A 17079-nucleotide genomic window follows, 5' to 3' on the forward strand; every position below is an offset into this window, starting at 1 on the left:
CGGATAAACCCCTTAGCGTTTTTTTCTTCTTTTATATAGCCGTGTGTCCACATTATAATTTTACGGCCTTTAAGTTTCCCTAATACAACGGCAACCCATGTAGACAGGAAATACATGTTACCCAAAAATATCAATGTATCAAAATTGCACCTGCTTATGGTTTGCAATAATCCGCGCTGCCATAAAAAATACTTTAGCATCCATGTGTTTTTTATTTTGATCCAGCGCAAGCCACCATCTTCTGGTTTTATATTTCTAAGGTTGTCATCTGCAAGCTTAATTTTTATATCAGTTTCTGTACCCGAAATTATTGTATACTCATTGGTAACAGACTTTGACAGTATATTAAAAACAGGCACCCTGTAATGAGGTATGTAAGGGTAAATTATAGCAACTTTTTTGTTTTTTTCGGCAGTCATTTTATAAGGTTTTGTTATCAATTACTTTAATAACTTTCCCATAACGGTAACCGATTTAAAAGCAATATCAGTTGATGCCGGCATTACTACGTGTGTTTTCGTTTTAAGCGATAAATAGGTTATAGGAGCTTAATAATACACAATTGCCTTATAAAACTTTGTAACAATCAAGTAGATAAAACTTTTAAAACAACTATTAGTGAGGCAATTTATAAACAGCCTGAATATTAAGATAAAATTAGGTTTACCACTTTTTAATTATTACGTTAGTTACAATCAAGGAGTAACCATTCTCCATTACCATCATACTCTATTACAATTGCTATTATGGCAAAACGTATTGATAAAAAATTACCTGTTACAGGGGCTGATAAACTACAAGGCTTTTTGGACGACAGCCTGTTTCGAAAACTTATAGAAAATAGTTATTCGGGGGTTAGCTTATTAAATAAAGATCTTCAAATTATTTATCGAAGCCCATCTGCCGAGCGTATTGGCGGCTGGAATTTAAATGACCGCTTAGAAAATACCTTCTATGAATTAACGTATCCATCCGATCGGCAAATGGTCAAAGAAGCAATGGAAAAGGTATTTTCGAGCCCGGCCGTTCCTGTTACCTGTACTTTCAGATCAAAACATTACAAAGGTTATTACATATGGCTGGAATGTACCTTCGATAACATGTTACATGATACAGATATAAATGCCATTGTTTGCAACTTTAGAGACGTTACCGGGCAAAAAAATGCCGAAGAACATTTGCAGCAAGTAGAAAGGGATACTATACTTGAAAGTATTGCTGATGCATTTTTTGCTGTAGATAAAAACTGGACAGTTACTTATTGGAACAAAACTGCCGAAAAGGTATTAAGCAAAACAAAGGAGGAAATCCTTAACAAAAACCTATGGGAGGTATTTTCAGATTCCATTAACTCAAAATCATATGTAAAATATCACGAGGCAATTGAAACCCAAAAAGCTGTACATTTTGAAGACTATTACGAACCTCTAAAAAAATGGTACGAAATAAGTGCCTACCCTTCACCTACCTCGTTATCAGTTTATTTTAAAGATATAACGGATAGGAAGTCATCAGAAATCCTGCTAATTGCGTCCGAAAAAAAATATAGCGAGTTGTTTAATTTAAGCCCGCTCCCCATGTGGGTATTTGACCAGAGTAGTCTGAAATTTTTAGACGTTAATATGGCAGCCATTAAAAACTATGGCTTTACCCGCGATGAATTCCTATCTATGAGCGTAATGGATATCAGGCCGGAAGAGGACATTGCTGCACTTCAACAAGCCTTGCATTCCGCCAAAAAAAAACACCACTTTATGCATCATGGAATTTACAGGCATAAAAAGAAAAACGGCGAAATTATCCAGGTTGATATATTAAGCAATACCCTATCCTACCGGGGTAAAAACGCGAAAGTTGTAATAGCGAATGATGTAACCCAAAGGCTAAAGTATATTAAAGCCATTGAAGAGCAGAATGAAAAACTACACGAAATATCATGGATACAATCACATATTGTAAGGGCGCCCCTTTCCCGGATAATGGGGCTGGTGCCGCTTATTAACGATGCTAAAAATGTATCGCCGGAAACAGCAACAATGCTTCAATATTTATTAGCGTCGGCAAATGAATTGGATGAAGCCATAAAGTCTATAACAGACAAAACCACCAAGGCCGATTATAACATATAGGTACCGGTCAGCAATATTTAACCTTCCAGAAACATTAAATCCTTACTTTTGGTGAGTAGATAATACATTAACATCATGAAATATACCGCATCCCGCCTGTCAGAAGGTAATAAGCTTTTCCCCGCGCAAATCATTGTAGAAAACACCGGCATCACCATTAAAATACCGGGCTTTTTTAGCGGCGATGAAACATCTGTAGCCTACGACAGTATATCGGCAGTAGAAATAGATACCCCGCTGATAGGTTTTTCTACCATACGTTTTTATCATAACGGCAACAAAGTAGAAGCCCACGGTTTTTCAAAAAGCGACGCCAAAGAAATTAAAAGCGCCATTGAAAATGGCCGCGGTAAAGGAAGGAGCTAAAAGAGAGTTAATCCGTTAACGAGGCCGTCATGCCGAATTTATTTCGGCATCTCTCATGCAATGTGAACGTCCTTACGCGAAACAGTAAGATTTATGAAAAGCAATTGCAGCGGTGCTTCGGTTAGGATAGCCCCGCTATGCGCTTATAACCCCGCAGGCCTTAAGCGCGGCTGTCACACTGAGCCCGTCGATTGCCGGTATCCGCTGCTATCGGGTTTAGGTAACTTGGGCTTGTCCAGAAACCACTTGCCATGCTGAGCGATAGCGAAGCATCTATGAACAATCTGTCATGGTGAGCCTGTCGAACCACATAGCGGATAGATCTTGGCCCACTCAGAATGACAAACTCATTTATTATCTCCGTCCATTCGTTTAACTGTGCTGAAACATTGAGGGACGGGGCGGACATTACTCTTCCCACCCTGTCATTTCGGTAACGTATTTCTCCCCACCTGTCATTTCGAACGAGGTACGAGGAGAAATCTTCTACGAGCGATATTAAGTCCTCCCTGCGCGTTATAAACACCTTCACGCCTACTAAATAAGGCGAAATAAAGTCGAAAAAAGGCTAATAAAAACCTTTGTTTCGGGTCACTCGTCCCAAAAGGTTGACAATTACCTACAAACTATAGTCAAACTGCGTGCTTTCGCCATCGTCATAAATGGAGATAGACTCGCCTTTTATAGCACCGCTAAAATGGCTGCTGCTTCCGTAATCATATCCCTCAATTTTTTCTCCTTCAACGGTTAGTCGTATATGGTGAGAATCGCCCAGGTGATATAAATTAAATTTATTCTTGCTCCCGTTTCCGGTGATGTGGCACCCCCTCTCATGGTCATATATGGCCACTTTATTGGGGACTATATTGCCACTAAAGGTAATGCGCTTACTTCTGCTATAATCAAAGAGAGATTTTTTGCTATTAGGGGAAATTAATTTAATTGCTATATATGCGATGGCTGCCCGTGGATTACTTCTCATTTTATAATTTTTAATATCAAGATCAATTTATGTTAATCTTGATTTTTGTAAACTAATAAACCAAAAAAGACCACAATATGCTGGTAGTCAGCAAACTTTACAATACCTACTATTGGGTATTTTTAGCTATCGTCAGTATATCGCAGCATCATAATCAGTCCAAAACCAGTCCAAAATTTGGCACAGCTTAATTGTGCCATGTTATTAGAATAAGCTTTCCATTTATCGTGTTCCATTCTGTTCCATTTTATAAAAAATGGAACACGCTTACAAAACATATACCTGCTTAATTTACAGACCATTACAGCATTTAGCATTACATTTAATGCGCTAAAAAGCGCGAAAAGTAAATTCGCAACAAGCTCATTACTAATATGTTCCATTTGTTCCACGTGTTCCATTTTAAAATGGAACAAACGAAACAAACAGGGCAAATTATTCCCCAACTCCCGCCATTGCAAGCCTTCGCTTGCGGTAATTCATAATTACCGTTATACTTGTATAACATTACCGCCCCGCTCATGAAGAACGTAACTTTAGACGAATTAAAGGCTATACCTACCCTGCAAACCGTACCAGATGATCAGCTACTGTGGTTTATTGCCGCCGGCGAAACCATTGAGGTACAGGAGGGCGAGCGGCTTTTTGAAAAGGGCGACCCGTTAGATAAAACATTAATTATAATGGAGGGCCGTATCAGGATCTGCGCTATGCAGGGCGGCAAAATGCGCGAGGTATTTGTTGTAAAAGAGCAGGCCATTACCGGTTACCTGCCTTTTAGCCGGGCTACCAATACCTTTGGCTACGGCGAATGCATCCAAAAATGCCGCATGTTGCGCGTACATAAAGATAAGCTGCAGGAAGCCATAAAACAGCATTACGAACTTACCGAAGCCCTTGTACACACTATGACCAGCCGCGTACGCGATTTCACCTCGCAACAGCAGCAAAACGAAAAAATGTTCGCGCTGGGTAAGCTGTCGGCTGGTTTGGCGCACGAGCTCAACAACCCGGCATCGGCTATCAGCCGCGGGGCATCGTCTCTGCAAGGACAAATAAAGCGTTTACCCGAAATATTTAAGGAGGTGGCCGCGCTAAACATCAAACCCGAAAAAATTGACACCATAAACCAGATCCTGATAAGCAAAACGCACCAATCCGACCGGCCCATACTAAGTATGATGCAGCGTGCAGACCTGGAAGATGACCTAAGCGACTGGCTTACAGATCACGACATTAAAGATTTTAATATCGCCGAAAACATTGCCGAGTTTGGTTTTACTACTGATGACCTGGAGCACATGAACAGCTGCACCCCTCAACCTCAATTAGGCAGTGTACTGGAATGGATGAGCAACTACCTACTACAGGAAAAAATGGTTTCAGATATCAAAGAAGCATCCACCCGCATTTCAGAATTGGTGAACTCGGTAAAAACCTTCACCCATATGGATAGGGATACCGATAAGCAATTGCTGGATATCCACGCCGGTATCCGTAATACCCTCACCATGCTCAACTATAAGTTGCGCAAGGCCAACATACAGGTAGTAGAAAACTTTGATTTGAACCTGCCACAGGTAAGGGCCCTGGCCGGCGAGTTAAACCAGGTTTGGACCAATATTATAGATAATGCCATTGATGCCATGGAGGTAAATGGCAGTGGCATATTAGAGATCCGCACCCAGCTGGACAGGCATTTTGTATGCGTATATATCAAAGATAACGGCCCCGGCATCCCGCCCGAAGAGCAATCGCAGGTGTTCGACCCGTTTTTTACCACCAAGGATATGGGTAAAGGCACCGGCCTTGGGCTGGATGTTGTGAACCGTATTATCCGCCAGCACAGTGGCACCGTAAAAGTAACCTCAGTACCCGGCAATACCGAGTTTATCGTTTGTTTCCCCCTAACAGATAACTAAAAAATAACATGGATCAGCAACCTATCATATTTGTAATTGATGATGACCAACAGGTTTTGCGCGCCATAAGCCGCGACCTTAAAAACCATTACCGGCAGGATTACCGCATATTGAGCACTGCATCGGTAAAAGAGGCTTTAGATAGCCTGCTGGAATTAAAGAACAAGGGCGAAGTTGTAGCTTTGTTTTTAAGCGACCAGCGCATGCCCGAGATGGAGGGCGTTGACTTTTTGTGTAAAACAACCAACATTTTCCCAAATGCCAAGCGGGTTTTACTAACTGCTTACGCCGATACTGATGCTGCCATAAAAGCCATTAACGAGGTTAAGCTTGATTATTACCTAACCAAACCCTGGGATCCGCCCGAAGAAAAACTATACCCTATCCTAACCGATTTGCTGGAAGACTGGCAGGGCCATTATCGTCCCGATTTTAGAGGCATAAAGGTGATAGGTTACCAATACTCTCCAAAATCGCACGATATAAAGGAATTTTTGTCGGGATACCTGGTGCCCTACCTGTGGATGGATGCCAATACCGACGAGGCCAAGCAGGCTATTAAAATGAATAACCTGGAAGTGAAAGACCTGCCGGCTATCATCTTTGCCGATGGCTCGCTGCTAAAAGCACCTCCTGTAAAAGATATAGCTTCTAAAATTGGGCTTACCCAATCGGCTAAGAATGAGTTATATGACGTAGTAATTATTGGGGCCGGCCCGGCGGGCTTGGCGGCTTCTGTATACGGTTCATCCGAAGGGTTAAAAACCTTATTGATAGAAAAGAAAGCACCCGGCGGGCAGGCAGGTACCAGCTCGCGTATCGAAAACTACCTGGGTTTCCCGTCTGGTTTGAGCGGGGCTGATCTTACACGCAGGGCCATTACCCAATCGGCACGTTTTGGTACCGATTTTTTATCGCCGCAGGCAGTAAAAGAAATAAAGCTGAAGGATAACTACAAAACAATTATACTGGACGATGGCACCGAGGTTATCACCAAAGCCGTTGTTATAACCACCGGGGTTGATTACCGCCAGCTAAACACGCCGGGCATTGATAAATTTACCGGTGCAGGCATTTACTACGGTGCCGCCATGACCGAGGCTGCATCCTGCAAGGATAAACACGTATATGTTGTAGGCGGCGGTAACTCTGCCGGGCAGGCTGCCATGTACCTTTCTAAATTTGCTAAAGAGATTTTCATACTTATCCGTAAGGCAAACCTGGCCGAAACCATGTCGTCGTACCTGATAGACCAGTTAGGCGGGCAAAGCAATATTACCCTGATGCCCTGCAGTGAGATAACCGAGGCCACCGGCGATAACAATTTGCAGCATTTAACTATCCGTGACCTAAACACCAATGAGGTTAAAACCGTTGACGCTGATGCCCTTTACATTTTCATAGGTGCCAAACCATACACCGACTGGCTTTGTAAGGATATCATTACCAACGGCAAGGGCTTTATTGAAACCGGCCGCGATTTAAACCTGTGCACAGATTTTGAAAAGATCTGGAAATCTAACCGTGACCCTTATTTGTTGGAAACCAGCTGCCCGGGAATTTTTGCCGCAGGCGATGTTCGTGCCGGCGCCATGAACCGTGTAGCATCTGCCGTAGGCGAAGGCTCAATGGCCATTAGCTTTGTACATAAATATTTGAACGAGGTATAAATTGCCTTAATTAAAGTAATTAAATAACAAAGGCGGGTAGCTAAACGCTAACCAGCCTTTTGTATTAAAACAACTCACTAAACAATTATAAAATATAGAACACTTTCGATTTATTGTGTGATGCACCAGCGGCGGGTTCTTCCTGCTTATAATTTTCTTTAAGCATTTGTTTGATATCCCGTTCAATATTGCGCGAGATAGTAGTGGTTGGTGTATCGGTAGGTTTGTTCTCGAATGGATCCTGCAGGTGTATAGCCATGTTCTCTATCAGGAAGAACGAGGATGCTATCGCGATAACCAATGGTACTTCTATAACACCAAAAAACTCTATCAACCCAAACGGCAGCAGCAATACAAACAGCAACACCGATAGGTGGATATATACGCTATAAGTAGCCGGGAACACTGTGTTCTTAATACGCTCGCAGCCGCCCATCTCGTTACTGAAACGGGTTAGGGTTTCGTCTATACACACCTGCTGGTATTCATTTATCCAGCCCAGTTTATAGGCGCTGCGCAAGTCGGCGCCTTGTAGTTCCAGTAACGCCAGGGGGATATTGTCATACCTTTTAATGTGCTCAATGTCTTCGGCACAAAGCAAGCGGTCCAGCCCGTGCAGTGGATCTTCCTTGCGCAGGTGGCGGCTCAGGCTATAACACCATGCAATTTGCCGTTTGGCCACACGTTCGCAAAAGGCCTTTTGTTCGTCCTCGGCATAAGGGGTATCCACAAAGGTTAAAAGCTGGCGGGTTAAAGTACGCGTATCGTTAACTATGGCCCCCCAAATAGTGCGGGCCTCCCACCACCTATCATAAGCCTGGTTTGATTTAAAGGCCAGCAGTAAGGATATTACTGTACCTAAAATAGTAGGTACCGCAATAGGGATAGATATGCGTGTAAAATGGAACGTGTTGTACATAATGGCGATAAACACCGAGTACACCGTAACTAATATCACTTCTTTTTTTATTTTCCCGAAGATGTATTTTACGGGAATGTTTTCTTTTAATAACATAGGGCAGATGTTTTAGGGGTTATACTTCTGTTAATTCTTCCTGATAAACAGCGGCAACTTGCTCCTGCATCATACTTCCGTAATTCGTTTTTGGGGCATTCATAACCGGCAGTCCGCAACGCTTAACCAACACAGCCGGATCAATGCTGGAGCGATGGATAGGGCTGAACGAGTAGCTATCAGTATCTAACACCATATCAACCTCGTTAGCTTCTATAAAATGCTTAAACATGCTTAGCGTGCTGCCATATAGAAAATATATCTTGACGTTTTGGATCTGCGGATATTGCGCGCGCAGTACATTGCAGTATTGATAGAAATCGTCACTTACTTTCTCGTACTCGCGGCTGCGTTTGCTTAGCATGATCACATCGCTAAATGAATCGGCCAGTTTAAAAACGTGCACGAAGATCAGGTTTAGCTCTTCGTTTTTTAATTGCCTGCAAACAGCGTGGATGCAATCTAATGATGATGCCTGGTAATCGGTTGGGATGAGTATAGTTTTCATAAGTAGTTATTGAATAGTTAAACTTTAATTATTTACTTATTGCAATACTACCCTGCACTCATTAAAATGAATTAAGAGGCTTATTAGAATTTGATTAGAGTATGAGATTTTCTCTAATAAATAAACAGTTGATTATCAGCCTATTTTTAAACAACACCAGCAATTTATTTAATAACTCGTCTCAATTATTAGAAAGTTATTAGAAGCCGGTTTCTTAATATGCGATAAAACGTGAAAATTAAGCTACAGGCAGCAGAATTTGGATCTCGGTACCTACCCGCTCTTCCGACCGGATACCGATGCTGCCTTTATGCAAACGGATGATATTTAATGTAAGCGGCAGCCCAATACCATGCCCCTGAAAATCGCTTGTATTTGATGCCCTGAAAAAGGGCTCGAAAATATGTTGCTGCTCTTGCTGGGGTATACCTATGCCTTTGTCGCTCACTTTTATAATAATAACGCGGCCGTCATGCGCCGTTACCTGAACATTAACTGGGCGGTTACTGGAATATTTACAGGCGTTAAGTACTATATTACTTATGGCCAGTTGCAGCAAGTTAACGTTGCCTTCGGTGTACAAAAGTGTTTCATCATCCGGCAGGGCCGAAAAGTCGATATCAATAACGCTTTCGGAATCTATCTTTTTCACAGAATCAGCCACCTCCATCACTAACTCATCTACCCTTATTTTAGACCAGTTTTGCTTTTTCCCATCAAACCCGGTTTGTGCCAGGCCAAGCAGGCTGGCTAAAATATGCCCAAGCTTTTCTGCCTCGTTCAATATAGTTTGTACCGATGCCTTGCCCTCTTCGGTTACTTTGTTACCTTTTAACAGCAATTGCGTTTCGCCGCTGATAATGGTAAGCGGCGTTCGCAACTCGTGCGATGCATTGCTCACAAAGTTGTTCTGTGTTTCAAAGGCGGTTTCGAGCCGGTTAAGCATATTATTAAAGGTGAACACCAGTTCGGCAAGCTCATCTTTACCATTTACCTCGTCTAACCTTAAATGCAGATTGTTGGCCGTTATATTTTTAACACTTTTTATAATGCCCCGTACCGGGCGCACGGTGTAGTAAGAAAATATTTTACCCGCTATGTAGGTGAGTATGATGGATATAACGAAAACAATAAGCAATACCTTTTTCAGTTGCTCCAACTCCTTAAACCCGTATGGGTCTGTAGCGGTAACAATAACAATATATTTCTCCCCGTGTATATTGAATAATCTTCCGGCATAAAAATGGTTTCGCTGTGTGTAACGAGTCTTTTTCCCCTCAAGGATGCTTTGGTAAAAATCATCCGGCAGGTTAAGCACCCGGGTATATGAGGGACTTTTAGAAGTATCCAGTTTTATAATGTACTCCTGCTCGTTCTCCAGTTTTTCCAGGTAGCGGGTACGTACCTGTTTGTATGCCGCCGATTCTTTGTCTGGGTTTATGTTAATTTCGGCAGTCAAATTAACGCGGGCCTCCAGGCGTTTAAAAAAATCCTCGAAGTTAAATTCTGATACAAAATAAAATATAGACGCGTTAAGCAACACCAAACCAGTGGTGGATATGACAACAAATAGTAATGTTATCTTAGTTTGAAGTTTCATCAGCGGTTTCTTCCTTAAAGATATAGCCCATGCCAAAAACGGTATGTATCAGCTTAACATCATAACCAATATCTATTTTTTTACGCAGATAGTTCACATAAACATCAACCACGTTGGTGCCCATGTTAAAATCAATATCCCATACGTTCTCCAGTATTTGTATGCGCGAAAGTACCATGTTCTGGTTTTTTACAAAATACTCCAACAGGTTATATTCGGTAGCAGTAAGTGCTATGTTTTTATTGTCGCGTTTGGCGGTTTTTGATACAATATCAACTTCTAAACCAGCTATGCTGATAACACTTTTGGGTGTGCTGCCTACCCTGCTGCGGCGTGCCAGTGTACGGATCCGGGCCTCCAGCTCGGCAAATTTAAAGGGTTTGGCCAGGTAATCATCGGCGCCGCTGTTAAGGCCGGTTACAATGTTTTCTGTACTGGATAAGGCTGTTAGCATTAATATTGCAACAGCATCGTCCTGTTTGCGTATCTCCTTACAAACCTGTATACCGTTCATGCCAGGCAGCATAATATCCAATATAATAACATCAAAACTATGGGTTTGGGCCATTTCCAAGCCCATCTTTCCATCGGCGGCAACACTAACTTCCATACCGGCCGCGGTTAATCCACGCAAAATAACCGATACCAACCCTGGCTCATCTTCAATAAGGAGTATTTTCATTTAACTGGATTATGGAAAATAGAACCATCGCCCAAAATAAATGTTTTAGCTTGTTTACCTATGTTAAATTTGAATTAAACGGAAATTATTATGCCAAAAGACCTAAACAGGGTACTTTTTCGGGGTTAATACTTCGTACTAAAGCATAACCAATACCTGCGGTGCCACGAAACAGCGAAGGGTTTTCTATACTCACAGCGGCCATATCAAAAGTTTGATAATAACCTCGTTCATTTTTCCGGTTAATAATTGTTAATAAAGCCTTCCGTGCAGTTTTCAGCAATTGAGGGCGACCAAGCACCGCGGCTGCCTCTATCAGGAAATCGATACGGCCTGTGTTTCCGCAGCAGTAAAAATCAATATGGGTTAAAAGGTGTTTTTTTGTAGTGCTAATTGCAATTTCTATATCGTGCAGCAAACTTTTTTCTTTTAAGATAGCGTAGGCATGCAAGCGGGCCAAACCAATGCCCGGCGCACCATGGCACCAGGTAGTTTTGCAATCAGAGCCGGTTTTACGCAGATCGCACCAATTTGAATATTGGGCATTCTGGTAGTAGTTCTCAAACTTTATAGATTGATAAAAGGCATGTTTGTACTTATCTATGCCGGTACAATCAAACAAGGTTAATAAAGCGCACGCGATACCCGAGGCACCGTGCGAGAACCCGGTTAACGGCCTGTCGAATTGCTCGCTTCTCCAGGTTAATGCACCCGATGGTGAATCAATAACGCGGCTTTCTAAAAGGTGATCGCCAATAAACGTCATCGTGTTTAAAACATCTGCCGAGCCGGTATTTTTATAGAGTAAAGCAAGGCTTTGCAGTAACCCTGCCGAGCCAGCCATAATATCATATTTATGATCCTTGCCTATATCAGAAGGTTTTATCAGCCGGGTTAAGTCGATGGCTGTTTGCAGGTTGCTATTATCTGCACTATGTGTTTTAACCAGCGCATACAACAAGCCCGAAATACCCGAAGCAAATGAAATATCAACAGCAGAGTTGAACGCCCGTTTTACTTCAGCGGATATAATGGCATCCACCATTTCTTTATTCGCAAAGCTATCTGCTGTATGCAGGAAACAGGCGATTCCTAATGATCCATCGTACAACATTGGGCTTAATGTATCAAAAACCAGTTTGTTGTTGCCATTGGTTGTATAGCTATTCCAACTATAAGTGTTATTATTTTTTATTGCTGATGATCTGATACCAGAGGCAATCTGCTCAACCACTTGCAGTATAGATGTATTGGTGTAAACGGTTAAAAGTTTAGCGGTTGTTTGGCTATCCTCCTTTTGTTTTGTGCCATATCGTACGGTAAAGGCTGCTTGTATCAGGCTTATCTGTAGATCCATTTTAACGGTATCAAAATTTTTGATGCGATTAAGCGTGAACTGATAAGGTGTAGTTTTAAAAAAAGCCCATTCCGGTATATCCCCCGATTCCCGGATATGGAGCTTAGTTGTGTCCCCATTAAAAAGAGGGACGTTCATTTTCTTTATAGCCTTAAATTCGGCATCATTAATAAGTGATCTAATTTCTGGCTGCAGCTGTGTTGCCGCTGGGAACTCATTTAGCGAACGGTATATCTCTTCTTTGCGCGCCTGTTCAGTTACTAACGCTTCGGCGTTTAACGAGTTTTCGATAATGAACAGGTAATTCATGGTATAGCGTATAATTACCCGAATGGGCTTATCCGCAAAGTTGCTGAAAGCAGAACCAGACCTATCTAAGCCATCTTTATTTGTAATGAACCAGGTACAGGTTCTGTTAAATCCGTCAATAATTTCAGCGAGATAGTTTTGGGGCGAAATGACAGCATTGTTATAAACAGGCTGATTTTTATCGGCTATGAAAATGCCTTTCTGCTTATCAAGGCGTAAAGCGTCGGTGCCGGTGTTTGTCCATGCCCAACGATCTATACCGGATACCTGCCTTCCCCATGCCCCAAAACCGCTGTTATCAATAGGTACATCCTGCTCTCCTAAATAAATATTGACAGGCAAAAGGCCGGTGTTGTTTACACTGAATCTGCCCTCCTGCATTTCATTAGTGGCCCCAAACAGGCATTCCAGATCTATCAGTACCGGGTGTTTACCGCTGGCGATAATATTCTCGAAGTGAAAATCTGTTCCGCCCAATAAAAAAACAATTGCAAGCAGCGCCCCGCATTGGGTGTAATAATCATATAACTCATTTTTGCCTGATACGGGCAAGTGTTCAATAAACTCCATCCAAAAATGATCGCCACGGTGAAGCACCGTAGTAATTTTCAGGTCGATACCTGTCTCGTTGGCAATTTGGCTTATAAATGTATTAAATGCGAGATCCATAGCGCCGCTACGCGGTTTATATAGCAGCTTTAAGCCACATTCAAACTCAACTATAGCCGTGCTTTTGCCACCCTGGTGCCTATCGCCCTGGTTAATGTTTATTTGGGTTGACGTGCCTATAGGTCGTCCGTTATTAAAAGTTTGCGACAGGGCATCTGTATCGGCAAGGATGTTTGCCAAAACTTCCGTATGAAAAGCGTTTAACTGCTGATACAAATCTTTTTGCAGCGTATAAACCAATGGGTATTTTTCAAGAAACCCGGCTAGTCCATTTTTATCAAAAAAATATTCGTCATAATCATTTAGCAGATCATCCGTGCTTTTAAAGGCCGGATCAAGCAATTGCAGAATATTAAAACAAGGGTATGTGGTTGAGGCAAAATCGCAAAAATGCTGATCGAAAGCATACATACTTACTGGTGCAAGGGCTTTTAAAACAGCATCCTTATCATTGTTACATAAGCCTGCAGTAGCATTATCCAATTCGTTTTTAGTTATAGCCTGAATATGTTGCCCAAAAGGCAACGCCTGCTTGCTTATTATGCTTTCGCTTGTATCTGTCAATTTACCAAATGTTAATATTACTTAGATAAAGTGCAAAACAGCGTACTGTTTTGCACTTTATCTTTTAGACCCTTTACCGAAAAGTTAAACGGTACAAACAGCAGTCCAGGCAGTTGATACGCAATCTGATGCAACTGGTGCTTTGTGAGTTTTGCTCAAATCTGAACCTGAGAATGATACGCCATGTTTTTTGGCCACATCTGCAATTGCTGCTTGTACTGCTTTGTTAAGGTCGCCTTGTAAAGCAGCGTCGTTTTTTACTGCTTCTGAGAAACTTTTTTGTGACATAATGATAAGGTTTAGGTGTGTTATTTATTTAACAATGCTAAGGTAAGTCGGCCCAAATTATTCCGACAGGTTGTAATAACCCTTTATACAAGGGAAATAACCCCTATTAAGCAAAGGTTAAATATTGCTTGTATAAGAATCATTTATAGGGCATATAAAACACAACCACCAATGGTTTCGCTACAGTGGTGGTTTATATACTTAGAGTAAAATTCAAGGGCCTTAGCTTGGTTTAGCAAGGATAATTATATCCTTACCTTCTATTACTTTAGTAGGATACCCTTGTTTGGTAATATTGATCATAGCTTGCGCCAGCTCTTGCAGTGTGGTAAAACCGGCAGGATACAACGCGCGGCCAATGGGGTATAACCAATTAATATATTTATAATAGCTATGTGTTTTAGATAAGCCTTTTATTGGTTTTATAAAACCCGGCCTAAATGCAAATACCTGTTTAAAGGGTATCTTCATCAGGTCGTTTTCGGTTTTACCTTTTACAGCCGCCCAGCCGGTGCCTTTTTCTTTACTATTCGTACCTGCACCGGATATATAGCAAAAGCTCATGTCGGGTTCTGCTTTACAAGTGTTTGGGCTACGTTAATTGTAAGCGTATAGGTGGTTTTATAATAATCTTCTTTTGAAATGCCAATAGATGAAATACCCAGGCAAAAATAGCAGGCGTTGTATCCGCTAAGCTGATCTTCGATAGCCGACAGGTCAAAAAAATTAGCGTGTACTATTTCCTTTAATTTAGGATGCGAATAACCTGACGGCTTTCTGTTGATGATCAATACCGCTTCAACATCCGGGTGCTGCAAGCATTGATGCATTACACCCTCGCCTACCATGCCGGTAGTCCCTGTTATTATTGCCCTTATTGGTGTGTTCATAATAATACAAAGAGAAGTAAAAACAAGCGTAAACAGATAAGGTTTTATATTATTATACCAGTACTTTCATAATACGGATCATAGGATTAGGTGGCTCCTATGGAGCCAAAAGATTTATTCCTTTTTTCTATAAACAGGTTGCTCCTACGGAGCCAGCTATCGATTTGTTGGCTTTATGTCGTAGATTCTTTTTCTTATAAATAGTATAGTTAGACAGTTCTGCTCTGATGGATCCAAAGGTTTTTTATAAACAGACTCTCCCCAGAGCACCAATGCTCTTCAATTTATTATTCCGTAGGAATACTCTGTTTATAGAATTATTATAGCTCATCCAGGGCTCCATCGGAGCCTCCTGTTACAACAGGACTACCCCTTCTTCATGGTTTGTTTACGCAACAGGTTTATCACGACACAAGCGCCCACCAATGCCGGGAAAAATAACAGGAACGAGCGCTGCAGCAATGTAAATATGGGGATCAAAGCAGCGGGCACTATTTTGCCAAATAACGTTGATATAAACCCTTCGGCAAAGCCACTGCCGCCGGGGGTTGGCGCAAAATATATCATAAACTGGATCAGTATCTGAATGGATATTACCTGTACCAGGTTTGCATTAACACCAAGGCCAAGCAAAATAACCCACTGCATGCAGTATTTATTCAGATAAAGTAGCGTGGTTATAACAAGGCTTAATGGGAACAGAAATGGATTTTTGCTTAAAATTAGACTACAACTTTGCTGATATTTACTGATACTTTGAAACGAATTATCTGCCCATTTTTCAAGTTTATCTTTCCGTTTAGGAAATACTTTTGAAAGGCCGGCGGCTATTTTTTTGATAATATTACCCACCAAAAGCGGCTTCCAGAAAGCCAGCAAAAACGCAAGCAAAAACAGCAGGAAAAAACTAAAACCATACCTAAGCATGGCGGGCACTATGCTGCCAACTTCGGTAGTATCCATCAGCATAATGGCAACAAACCCAGCCAGCGGCATAAAAATGAGCGTAGCTCCCAAGTTTATCAGAGTCACCGCGAAAGAATCAACAAAGGTTACACCGTTGCTGGTGTACACAAATATCTGCGCCGGGCCCGCACCACCGTGTGCCGGGGTTACCGCCCCCATAAACATATTGGCCACGTTTGCCCTAAAGCTTACCCAGTGCGAAACACCGGGTGCCATTTTACGGATGTAAATATGGTTACGCCAGCTGCCCAGCATCAAATCAACAAAAAGCATTACAAAGCAAATAGCTATGTACTTATATGATATGTGCGAAAGCGCTTTTACCGTATCGCCGGTATTGGTATAAAAAAATACCGCTGCAATGGTTACAACAGTTATCAGCGCAAACCAAAAAGCACCTTTTATAATAACTTTTTTATTGAATACATTTTTCGCTTCCTGCTTTTCGGGCTCGGCTGTTTGCTGCGTGGTTGGTATCATTTATTCTTTAAAGGTAGATATATTAAAACAATGGTTCGCCCTCTGAACTTGCTGGTGTGATGCCTTTCCATTTCAGGATGGTGTCAAACAAGTCTGCAGTGCGTGCAGGATGTTCGTTCCAGCCTTTTTGGTTGTATATCATTGGTACATGGATGTGATGCTTATGTAACGATCCATGTGAGCCCAAATGTTCGGGGTATTCCCAAAAATCGCGCAGGTCATACCCTACTTTTGCACTTATTACAATATCCCCGGCCCTACGGCTTTGAAACAATTGATAGATCTGGAAAACGGCATCCGGGTAATCGGTTTCAAAAGTAGCTTCCAATATAGCACGATGGCCTGTGGCTTCTATTTTGCCGCCATATTTTAATACATCGGCAGTACCGGGCTCATAAGTGAACATATTATCCCTAACGGATATTTTAGCCTTACCATCTCTATTGTGTACAATAAAAGTTTGCTCCTCATCGCCACGATAAATAGCAAAGTCTACAGCATCCTCGTTTAACAGTAATTTTAAACGTTCGGCTCCCATGTATTCAATAATACCCTGCTCACGTAACATGTGGTCGCCTTCGTGATTTAAGAAGTGGATACTACCAAACGAGTTCCCGGATATCATCACGGCGCATTTCGGATTGCTTTTCCAGATCACCGGATAATAAACAGATTTTAATCC

16 protein-coding genes are annotated in these 17079 nt (G+C 41.8%); 4 read left to right on the plus strand and 12 right to left on the minus strand.

Annotated elements, in window-relative coordinates; all coding sequences use genetic code 11:
• Positions 1-419 (minus strand): hypothetical protein (locus JWQ85_RS19350; protein WP_299470898.1); only part of this gene is annotated, 419 nt, incomplete at its 3' end.
• A 327-nt stretch (positions 420-746) separates the two neighbouring features.
• Here JWQ85_RS19350 and JWQ85_RS19355 point away from each other — a divergent pair.
• Both JWQ85_RS19355 and JWQ85_RS19360 read left to right on the plus strand, forming a co-directional pair.
• The gene (locus JWQ85_RS19355) at positions 747-2129 is read left to right on the plus strand and encodes a PAS domain S-box protein (protein ID WP_299470900.1); all 1383 of its coding nucleotides are present in this window, start codon (positions 747-749) and stop codon (positions 2127-2129) included.
• A gap of 75 nt (positions 2130-2204) precedes the next feature.
• On the plus strand, positions 2205-2495 hold the full coding sequence (locus JWQ85_RS19360) for a PH domain-containing protein (RefSeq protein ID WP_299470902.1): 291 nt from the start codon (positions 2205-2207) through the stop codon (positions 2493-2495).
• 619 nt (positions 2496-3114) lie between these two features.
• On the opposite strand, the gene JWQ85_RS19365 is transcribed toward JWQ85_RS19360, so the two are convergent.
• Positions 3115-3477, minus strand: coding sequence for a hypothetical protein (locus tag JWQ85_RS19365; protein ID WP_299470903.1), 363 nt, complete (start codon positions 3475-3477; stop codon positions 3115-3117).
• Positions 3478-3998: 521 nt separating this feature from the next.
• Between JWQ85_RS19365 and JWQ85_RS19370 the strand changes: the two genes are divergently transcribed.
• Both JWQ85_RS19370 and JWQ85_RS19375 read left to right on the plus strand, forming a co-directional pair.
• Positions 3999-5399: an ATP-binding protein gene (locus JWQ85_RS19370; protein ID WP_299470905.1), complete on the plus strand. Its 1401-nt coding sequence runs from the start codon at positions 3999-4001 to the stop codon at positions 5397-5399.
• A gap of 8 nt (positions 5400-5407) precedes the next feature.
• A complete protein-coding gene (locus JWQ85_RS19375) occupies positions 5408-7069 on the plus strand; it encodes an FAD-dependent oxidoreductase (RefSeq protein ID WP_299470907.1) in 1662 nt (553 codons plus the stop codon).
• An 85-nt stretch (positions 7070-7154) separates the two neighbouring features.
• Here the strand turns inward: JWQ85_RS19375 and JWQ85_RS19380 are convergent, their stop codons facing one another.
• The 10 genes from JWQ85_RS19380 to JWQ85_RS19425 form a co-directional block, all read right to left on the minus strand.
• Positions 7155-8084, minus strand: coding sequence for a bestrophin family protein (locus JWQ85_RS19380; protein ID WP_299470909.1), 930 nt, complete (start codon positions 8082-8084; stop codon positions 7155-7157).
• A gap of 19 nt (positions 8085-8103) precedes the next feature.
• On the minus strand, positions 8104-8592 hold the full coding sequence (locus tag JWQ85_RS19385; RefSeq protein ID WP_299470911.1) for a hypothetical protein: 489 nt from the start codon (positions 8590-8592) through the stop codon (positions 8104-8106).
• Between the two features lie 238 nt (positions 8593-8830).
• Positions 8831-10192: a HAMP domain-containing sensor histidine kinase gene (locus JWQ85_RS19390; RefSeq protein WP_299470913.1), complete on the minus strand. Its 1362-nt coding sequence runs from the start codon at positions 10190-10192 to the stop codon at positions 8831-8833.
• A complete protein-coding gene (locus JWQ85_RS19395) occupies positions 10176-10874 on the minus strand; it encodes a response regulator transcription factor (RefSeq protein ID WP_299470915.1) in 699 nt (232 codons plus the stop codon). Before JWQ85_RS19395 ends, JWQ85_RS19390 begins: the two co-directional genes overlap by 17 nt.
• Before the next feature lie 88 nt (positions 10875-10962).
• A complete protein-coding gene (gene lanM, locus JWQ85_RS19400) occupies positions 10963-13773 on the minus strand; it encodes a type 2 lanthipeptide synthetase LanM (RefSeq protein ID WP_299470917.1) in 2811 nt (936 codons plus the stop codon).
• Positions 13774-13857: 84 nt separating this feature from the next.
• The gene (locus JWQ85_RS19405; RefSeq protein ID WP_299470919.1) at positions 13858-14061 is read right to left on the minus strand and encodes a Nif11-like leader peptide family natural product precursor; all 204 of its coding nucleotides are present in this window, start codon (positions 14059-14061) and stop codon (positions 13858-13860) included.
• A 222-nt stretch (positions 14062-14283) separates the two neighbouring features.
• Entirely contained in the window at positions 14284-14625 is a 342-nt protein-coding gene (locus tag JWQ85_RS19410; RefSeq protein ID WP_299470921.1) for a nucleoside-diphosphate sugar epimerase, read from the minus strand.
• Entirely contained in the window at positions 14622-14951 is a 330-nt protein-coding gene (locus JWQ85_RS19415; protein WP_299470923.1) for an NAD-dependent epimerase/dehydratase family protein, read from the minus strand. Before JWQ85_RS19415 ends, JWQ85_RS19410 begins: the two co-directional genes overlap by 4 nt.
• A 366-nt stretch (positions 14952-15317) precedes the next feature.
• Positions 15318-16397: a lysylphosphatidylglycerol synthase transmembrane domain-containing protein gene (locus JWQ85_RS19420; RefSeq protein ID WP_299470925.1), complete on the minus strand. Its 1080-nt coding sequence runs from the start codon at positions 16395-16397 to the stop codon at positions 15318-15320.
• A 22-nt stretch (positions 16398-16419) separates the two neighbouring features.
• Positions 16420-17079, minus strand: a 660-nt coding sequence (locus JWQ85_RS19425) for a hypothetical protein (protein ID WP_299470927.1), incomplete at its 5' end; no start/stop codon positions are given.

It is taken from the genome of Mucilaginibacter sp. (assembly GCF_028288105.1).
GTDB lineage: Bacteria > Bacteroidota > Bacteroidia > Sphingobacteriales > Sphingobacteriaceae > Mucilaginibacter.